Source organism: uncultured Rothia sp. (assembly GCF_937976295.1).
Taxonomy (GTDB): Bacteria; Actinomycetota; Actinomycetes; order Actinomycetales; family Micrococcaceae; genus Rothia.
In genome coordinates, this window is the sequence record NZ_CALJRY010000106.1 from 1 (window position 1) to 8000 (window position 8000).

Here is an 8000-nt window from a genome sequence, read left to right on the forward strand (position 1 = left end):
CCCTCGCCGTGGTTAACACCGCCGAGCACAGCGGCCGTGAAGAAGTCACCCACGGTCACTTTGACGTGGGCCCGATCCTCAACGGCGGCACCCTCACCAGTAGCGTGAAGGACGACCGCACCAGCCCCGCCCGCCACGTCTCCCCCGGCGCCCTCGAGTTCGTGCTCAATGACGCCGCGAAGCTCAACCTGCCCGCAGGCATGGAAGACATCGCCCCGGCAGGCACCCCCGTGCACATGATCGGTGCAACCCAGCAGCAGGGCGTGCCCTGGCTCGGCTGGAGCACCCAGGACCCCGAACTGCTCAAGCAGCTCGACGGCCCCGTCACCATGAGCCTCAACGGTTTTGAGGGCCCCGGCACCATGTCCACCTTCCTCTCCGGTAACTTCGGTTCCGCCGGTCAGAAGGTCTTCGATTCGCGTAGCGGCGGCTCCTTCCAGGTGCCCGCAAACACCCACCAGCACAGCAACTGGGTGTTCACCGCTGAGGGTCGCTACACCGTGACTATCGGCTGGACGGCACGCCTGAAGAACGGCCAGCAGGTCAGCAGCGAATCGGTTCTGCACTTCACCGTCGGCAACCCCGATAACGCCCCGGCAGGCAACAACGCGCAGGGTGCGGCAGAAGCCAAGCAGGACGGCGGCAACAACGCTAACGGTGCTAACAGCACTAACGGCGGCGAGAAGAGCACCGCTAAGAACCCCGTCAACGGCTCCGTAGACGAAGCCACCGGCATCGTCACCAAGCCCGACGGATCCAAGGTGCGTATCGTCGGTAAGACCGCCTCCGGTGAGGATTGCGCCCTGACCAGCCAGGAACTCGCCAACGCCCAGAAGGCAGCCGCCGCAGGTAAGCTGCCGAACACCGGTGTGGTCATCGACCCGTTCATGGTCAGCACCTCCATTCTGGCGCTGGCACTCGGTGCCATGATTCTGCGTTCGGCACGCCGAAAGGGCCGCAGCGGTGACACCGCATAGCGGGCATACCGACAACCGCGCACAAGCATATAGTCGGCGTACCGCCCTCACCCTCGCCTCCCGTATTGCGGTGGGTGCGGGGGTGGGGGCTGGTGCCTTCGCACTGAGCGGATGCGCCAGCACCGTCAACGCTTCCTCCGACCGGATGCGCGTGGTCGCCACAACCCCGATTCTGGCGGATTTGGCGCAGCAGATTGCCGGGGAGCGCGCCAGCGTGCACTCTCTGGTGCCTGCCGGTGCTGACCCGCACTCGTATGAGCCGAGCCTGCGCGATATCCGCGATGTCGCCTACGCTCGCTGCGCCCTGACGAACGGTCTGCTGCTGGAGCAGCGTAAGCTCAGCAAAATGGTTGAGGCGAACCTGCCCGCCGGGGTTGTGTCCGTGGCGGTTGCGGAGAAGATTGAGCAGTACGGCGGCAAGCTCGAAGCCATTGTTGAGGATGCCTCCCTGGACTCCATCTGGCTGGGTTTGCGTGTTGAAGAGGGCGGGCAGAACGAGTCTGCCCCCACCGACTCTTCGGATGCGGGCATGCGCTTTGAGGTGCAGAGCGTACGGGCGCGCACCTCTACCGATTCGTCGAATGCGCAGTTGGCGGCGTTCATTACGCAGACCTTCGGCGCGGTCGAGATGCTGTGCGATTCGCATGCGCGCGGCGTGAACCTCACCCGTGAGGGGGACACCGCGATCCGCACCGGCGATATGGGTTCGCTGGAGCTTCCGTTACAGGCGCATACGCACCTGTCGTGGGCGTTTAGTGATGCCGGCGAGTACGCGATTGAGCTGAGCGCCACCGCGGTCAATGCGCCGGAGTCGGTGCGTTCTTCGCGCGGCACCCTGTACTGTGCGGTCGGTCGTGACCCGCAGGAACTGGTGGACCGCCTGGCAAAGGAACAGAACGTTTCCGCCGCCGAGATCAAGGTTCTTTCGGCAGGTCACGCCGATATTACGGCACGCACCGGCGACGGCAGGCTCGTGCTTCGCGCGGATTCCTCCCAGGGCGCCGTGGAGTACGAACTAAACCGTACCGTGGTGGCGGTCCCCTCCCGCACCCTGCAGGAGGTGCCCGCGGGCGGTAGCTACCGTTTCCTGCGGTCGGGTGCTTCTGAGCATCGCGGTCAGGTGTACCTGCTGGCGCAGGCCGTTCTGGGCAAGCACGTGCACGGCGAAATCGACCCGCACATTTGGCATTCGGTGCCGAACACGAAGGCGAGCGTGCAGGTCATTCGTGACGCGCTCACCTCCGCTGATCCTGCGGGTGCGAGCGAGTACGCGACCCGCACCGAGCAGGTCATGAAGGAGCTTGATGCCCTGGATTCTCAGCTGCGTCAGGTGTACGGGGCCCTGCCGGAGTCGGCGCGCAACCTGGTCACCACGCACGACGGCTACCGCTACCTGGCGAGCACCTACGGGCTGCATATTGCCGGTTTTGTGAGTGCCAGCGCCAGCGGCGAGCCGAGTATTCAGCAGCGTCAGCGTTTGCGTCGCACGGTCGAGGATTTGAAGGTTCCAGCGATTTATCTGGATAAGTCCACGGCGATGCGTTCACCGGTTCTCACGGAGCTGGCTCGGGAGGCTCAGGTACGTACCGGGGTGCTCTATTCGGACACGCTGGATGCGCAGGCTCCTCACTACGCGCAGATGATGTTGGCGAATGCTCACACGATTGCGCTGTGTTCTGGTTCTAATTCCAGCACTGAATCTTCGGGTGCTAGCTGCTCGGAGGCGAGCACCTCGTAACCCGGATTTTAAGCTACCCACAAGCTTATATAGCCATATCAGCATATAGACAATCTTTCACACACCGTTTCGGTCATGATCCAAGGAAGTCCTCATGATGAACTCAACCACCCCCTCCCGCCCCTCGCGTAGCCGCGCCCTGCCCGCCCTGGCCCTGGGCGCCAGCCTGATGCTCGCACCCCTGGGTGTGGCACACGCGGAGACCACCCCGGCAACCGCCGAGAGCGCCTCGACCCAGCCGGGCGACAGCAACCTGAGCCGCGGCGAGCGCGCCCTCACCCAGACCCTGTCGGCGGAGCAGCCGGTCGCATCCGGCCGCACCGAAATTTCCGCCGGTCACGTGGACATGGGTCCTCGTTTCAACAACGGCAAGTTTGAGCTCATGCTCCACGACGACCACGGTGAAACCCCCGTCTGGCGCAGCCTGGACGAGGTCATCTACCGCGGTAGCGACAAGGCGATCCTTGAGGTGCCGAACGACCCGCGCTACTCCTTCGTGGGTGCGCCCGCCGGCTCTAAGGTGTACGTGATTCCGCAGACCGAAACTAAGGGCGTGATCTGGCCGGGCTGGAACACTCAGGATCCGCAGCTGGTGTCCAAGCTGAACCGCGGCGTGAACCTGACCCTGGAGCAGGTGAGCGGCCCCGGCACGTTCAGCCTGTACCTGGAGAACGGCAACTTCTCGGCACCGCAGGTGCTGTGGTCCTCGACCAAGAATGAGCCGCAGAAGCTGTGGGTGGAGAAGAACACTCACACCCACGCGAACTGGGTGTTCACCGCCCCGGGCGAGTACCTGTTGAAGGTCACCGCGAGCGCTGAGCTCTCTGATGGTTCAACCGTGTCTGATACCCGCTACCTGAAGTTTGCGGTGGGTGACTCCGCGAGCGCCGATACCCTGTACGCGATGGAGGCGCAGGCTCGCGGTTCGGCTTCTTCTGCATCTTCCGATGGTTCCTCTAACTCTGCTTCTCAGGCCGCCGGAACTCAGGCGTCCGGCACCCAGGCGTCCGGTTCTTCTTCTGCCGCCGCTGCGAGCGACCAGAGCGGCTACCGGGCAGAGTTTACTATCCCCTGGGGTGCTATTGCCGCAGGCGTGGCAGCCGTGATTGCAGTGGGCGCTTTCCTTTCGTTCCGTCGCCGCTCCTCCGCGCAGCGTGAGGCACTGGATGAAGTGCGCGGTGACCGTTCGTGAGCGCGTCGGTAACAGCAGGCGCTACGTCAACGGTGCGCGCTACGTCAACAGTGAGCTCCGAGCCCGTTCTAGAGATTTCGAACCTGTACGCCGGCTACGCGCGCCGCTCCATCCTCAAGGATCTGTCCCTGACCCTGGAGCGCGGCGAGTTTACGGGTCTGATTGGCGCTAATGGCGCCGGTAAGACCACGCTGCTGCGCACTATTTTGGGTCTGATTCGCCCGGCGTCCGGTCAGGTTCGCGTGTTGGGTGAGTCGCCGCGTGTGGCGCGTGCGCATATTGGTTATGTGCCGCAGAAGCACCAGTTCCAGTGGGATTTTCCGCTGACCGTCAAGGATACGGTGATGACCGGTCGCGTGCGTGAGATTGGGTTCTTCCGCCGCCCGGCGAAGAAGGATTGGGTTCAGGTTTTTTCGGCGATGGAACGCACCGATGTTCTGCACCTGCAGGACGCTTCCATTGCGGAACTTTCCGGCGGTCAGCGTCAGAGGGTTCTTTTGGCGCGCGCCCTGGCGGCGAACCCCTCCCTGCTACTGTTGGATGAGCCGTTTACGGGCGTGGATGCACCGACCCAGACCACTCTGACTCGCCTGTACCGTGAGTTGGCGTCGGAGGGCATCACGATTCTGATGTCTACGCATGACATGCTGGCGGCGCGTGAGTCCTGCTCGCGTCTGTGCGGCGTGCGCGGCAATATTCATCTGGATGGTCCGGCGGCGTCCTTTAGCTTGGAGCAGCTGCATACGTGGTTGCACGGTCACGATATTGAGGAGGCGCAGGGCCACGCCCGCACGGGCTTCACCTGTGCCGGTGGTGCGTTGGATGAGTACGGCCACGAACTGCCGGATTCCTGCGCTTCTGATTCTTCCCTTTCCCCCGCTGATACTGTTGTTTCTACCGGGGGTGCCCGTTGATTACTCCTATCGATTTTCTTGCCGACCTGTTCAACCCGTCTCTGGCGTTTCTTCCGCGCGCCCTGGCGGCTGTGCTGCTCGCGTCGGTGGTTACCGGTGTGGTGGGCTGCCACGTGCTGATGCGCGGCATGGTCTTCATCGGCGATGCGGTGGCGCACTCGGTGTTCCCTGGCCTTGCGGTGGCGTTCGTGCTGGGCGGCAACCTGGTGATGGGCGGTCTGACCGCGGGCGTGGTGACGGCTATTCTGGTGGCTATTTTCAGCCAGAATCAGCGGTTGCGCGAGGATTCGGTCATCGGCATTTTCTTCGCCGCCTCTTTTGCGTTGGGTATTGTGATTATTTCTTTGGCACCGGGCTATTCGGGGTCGGTGCAGGATTTCTTGTTCGGCTCGATTGTGGGTGTTTCGAATGAGGACATTACCCAGGCTGCGATTATGGGTGCCGTTATTCTGTTGGTGTTGTGGCTGTTCCACCGCCAGATTGTGACGGTCAGCCTGGACCGTGAGAGTGCCCGCGCGATGGGTCTGCCGGTGCTTGCCCTGGATATTGTGCTGTACGTTCTGGTGACCATTTCTGTGGTGCTGGGTTTGCAGACGCTCGGTAATGTGCTGGTGTTGGCGCTTCTGGTGATTCCGGCGTCGGCAGCCCGGTTGGCGTGCCGCCGACTAGGGTCGATGATGGTGTTCTCGCCGGTGTTTGGCGGTACCTGCTCGGTTGTTGGCCTGTACCTGTCGTGGGCGTTTAACCTGCCGACCGGTGGCACGATTGTGCTGTCGATGGTGGCGGCTTTTGTGCTGGTGTGGGCGGTAACGGCGGTTCGTTCGCGAGCGCGTGCCCAGCTAAAGAATTAAGCCCAGCTCAACCCAACTTTTCTCGACTAAACATACGACTAAACACACGAGTAAACGCACGAGGCGCATCCCTGTTTGGGGGATGCGCCTCGTGCGTTTTTTACAGGTCTTAAGCACCCAAAATGAACCATGTTCATGTTTAAAGAACCAAAAGATACACTCCGCGTAATAAAAGCGCTTAATTCAACACGTCGGGTTTAATGAAAATACAACCTATCAAATATTTCTTATGGGTTGATACATGTAGTGATAAAGCAGTCACCACACCCTCATTAGAGCTTCAAAGAAGGAGTCATCATGAAGGCATATGTATACCACGGCCCCGACCAGAAGGGCGCCTGGGAGGAAGTCCCGAACCCCACCATTCTTGAGCCCACGGACGTTATCGCCCGCGTCGACACCACCACCATTTGCGGTACTGACCTGCACATCCTGAAGGGCGACTGCCCCGAGGTGGACCACGGGCGCATCCTCGGCCACGAGGCTGTCGGTACTATTACCGAGGTTGGCTCCGCGGTGACTGACCTGAAGGTCGGCGACCGCATCATCATTCCCGCCGTGACCAGCTGCGGCAAGTGCTCCTACTGTAAGGCGAACCAGCCTTCGCACTGCCAGACCGTTGGTGGTGTCGGCTGGATTTTCGGTTACATGATTGACGGCACCCAGGCAGAGTACGTGCGTGTTCCCTACGCAGAGACCTCGGTTCACCTGGTTCCGGAGGGCCTGACCGATGAGGACGTCCTCTTCCTCACCGACGCACTGCCCACCGGCTTCGAGATCGGTATTCTGAACGGCAACACCAAGCCCGGCGACACCGTCGCTGTCGTGGGTGCGGGCCCCGTGGGTCTGGGCGCGATCATGACCGCTAACCTCTGCGGTGCCGGCCGCGTCATCACCGTCGACTTCGACGAGAACCGCATGAACAAGGCGCTGGAGCTGGGCGCAACCGATAAGGTCAACGCGGGCGACCCGGACTTCATCGAGAAGATTAAGGCGCTCTCCCCCGACGGCCTGGGCGTGGACGTGGCCATCGAGGCTGTGGGTGTTCCGCAGACCTTCGAGACCTGCACCAAGATTGTTCGCCCCTACGGCAACATCGCTAACGCCGGCGTGCACGGCAAGCCCGTTGAGCTGCCCCTGAACACCATGTGGATTTCGAACGTCCGCATCAACATGGGTCTGGTCAACTGCAACACCGTCGGTAACCTGCTGAACATGGTCCGCTCGGGTCGCCTGAACGCTAAGGCGATGGCAACCCACCGCTTCACGTTCGACCAGTTCGAGGAAGCATACGACTTGTTCACCCACGCAGCTGAGCACAACGTGGTGAAGGTTGTTATCTCCCGTAACCCCGAGGTTGCGGCATAGACTGCGGTAGGCTCATATACCGCTCATACTGAAACCCCGAACGTTCGTTAGGGATTTCAGCGGGATGTCTTCATGACACTGCGAACATCCCCACGATTCGCCTCCGGGTGGGAAAGGGTAGGTCCCACCCGGAGCGCGAATCACTCTCCCCTACCCCGAGATGTAGTTATTTCTGAAAATACAAAATTTTCTGAAGATGCATAAGATGCGCCATCTCGGGGTTTTCTGTTCCCTCCCCCGTTCTTATGCGGGTTAGGGGGCGGTTCCTAGAGCGTGATGCACCCTCTGCCGGGCGCTCTGCCGACCCGCTTGAGCGGGTTCTTCTGCCAGGCAACCTCTACTGGCGGAGGGGCGCATCATTTGACTCTTCTTGGTCGGGCGGTATCTTCCGATTCTGCTCCTCCTTGAAGGGAAAGGAAAAGGGTCGCACGCCTACGATTCAATGGCGATTCGTAGGCTGCGACCCTTTTCTCATGCCCAGATTTTGGCGCCTCATGCCCGGATTTTCAGTGCCTCGGGCGAGGCGCATCGGGCGGGCTATTTAGTTTTTGGGCTTCTCAGTGCTGGCGTTTCTGTCATTGGTCTTCTCGCCGGTGGCGGCGTTCTGCACGATGGGGTTGAACACCTCCGTGGGGTCGTCCGCGCCGGATGCGACGGAAGGTTCGGCGGCGCTTCCGGTGACGGGCTCAGTGGGTGCATCAGCTAAATCCCCGGCAAGCACGTCAGTAGGATGATTGGCGGGTGCTTCAACGGGCACTTCCGCGACGATGGGTTCTTCCGAGGCGGGCACCTCTGATGCGGGTCCTTCCGAGGCCTTCTGCGCCTCCTTGCCCTGCGCGTCCACAGGCTGCTCGGCAGCTACACCGTGCGCGGAGTTCTTCTGCTCATCCTTGTGTTCGTCCTTGTGCGCGTCCTTATGTTCGAGCGTGTAGATGATGCGCGGTTCCAGACGCTCAAAAC

General features: G+C 61.6%; 6 protein-coding genes and 1 pseudogene. 6 read left to right on the forward strand and 1 reads right to left on the reverse strand.

What is annotated here, in order from left to right; translation table 11 throughout:
• The 6 genes from Q0216_RS02735 to Q0216_RS02760 all read left to right on the forward strand — a co-directional run.
• On the forward strand, positions 1-977 hold a 977-nt coding region (locus Q0216_RS02735; RefSeq protein ID WP_298592737.1), incomplete at its 5' end, for a TIGR03773 family transporter-associated surface protein.
• The gene (locus Q0216_RS02740) at positions 964-2715 is read left to right on the forward strand and encodes an anchored repeat ABC transporter, substrate-binding protein (protein ID WP_298592739.1); all 1752 of its coding nucleotides are present in this window, start codon (positions 964-966) and stop codon (positions 2713-2715) included. The genes Q0216_RS02735 and Q0216_RS02740, both read left to right, overlap by 14 nt.
• 94 nt (positions 2716-2809) lie before the next feature.
• Complete coding sequence (locus tag Q0216_RS02745; RefSeq protein ID WP_298592741.1) at positions 2810-3907, forward strand: choice-of-anchor M domain-containing protein; 1098 nt, start codon at positions 2810-2812, stop codon at positions 3905-3907.
• A gap of 50 nt (positions 3908-3957) precedes the next feature.
• Positions 3958-4821 (forward strand): metal ABC transporter ATP-binding protein, encoded by an 864-nt coding sequence (locus Q0216_RS02750; protein ID WP_298592743.1) that lies wholly within the window; start codon positions 3958-3960, stop codon positions 4819-4821.
• Complete coding sequence (locus Q0216_RS02755; protein ID WP_298592745.1) at positions 4818-5672, forward strand: anchored repeat-type ABC transporter permease subunit; 855 nt, start codon at positions 4818-4820, stop codon at positions 5670-5672. The genes Q0216_RS02750 and Q0216_RS02755 overlap by 4 nt, the downstream gene beginning before the upstream one ends.
• A gap of 297 nt (positions 5673-5969) precedes the next feature.
• On the forward strand, positions 5970-7040 hold the full coding sequence (locus tag Q0216_RS02760) for an alcohol dehydrogenase catalytic domain-containing protein (RefSeq protein ID WP_049350273.1): 1071 nt from the start codon (positions 5970-5972) through the stop codon (positions 7038-7040).
• A gap of 541 nt (positions 7041-7581) precedes the next feature.
• Here the strand turns inward: Q0216_RS02760 and Q0216_RS02765 are convergent.
• A pseudogene (locus Q0216_RS02765) lies at positions 7582-8000 on the reverse strand (CoA-disulfide reductase); the annotation flags it as partial.

Coding starts and splice junctions, on each gene's coding strand:
- Q0216_RS02760 (WP_049350273.1), top strand. CDS start 5,970: ATGAAGGCATATGTATACCACGGCCCCGACCAGAAGGGCGCCTGGGAG.
- Q0216_RS02745 (WP_298592741.1), top strand. CDS start 2,810: ATGATGAACTCAACCACCCCCTCCCGCCCCTCGCGTAGCCGCGCCCTG.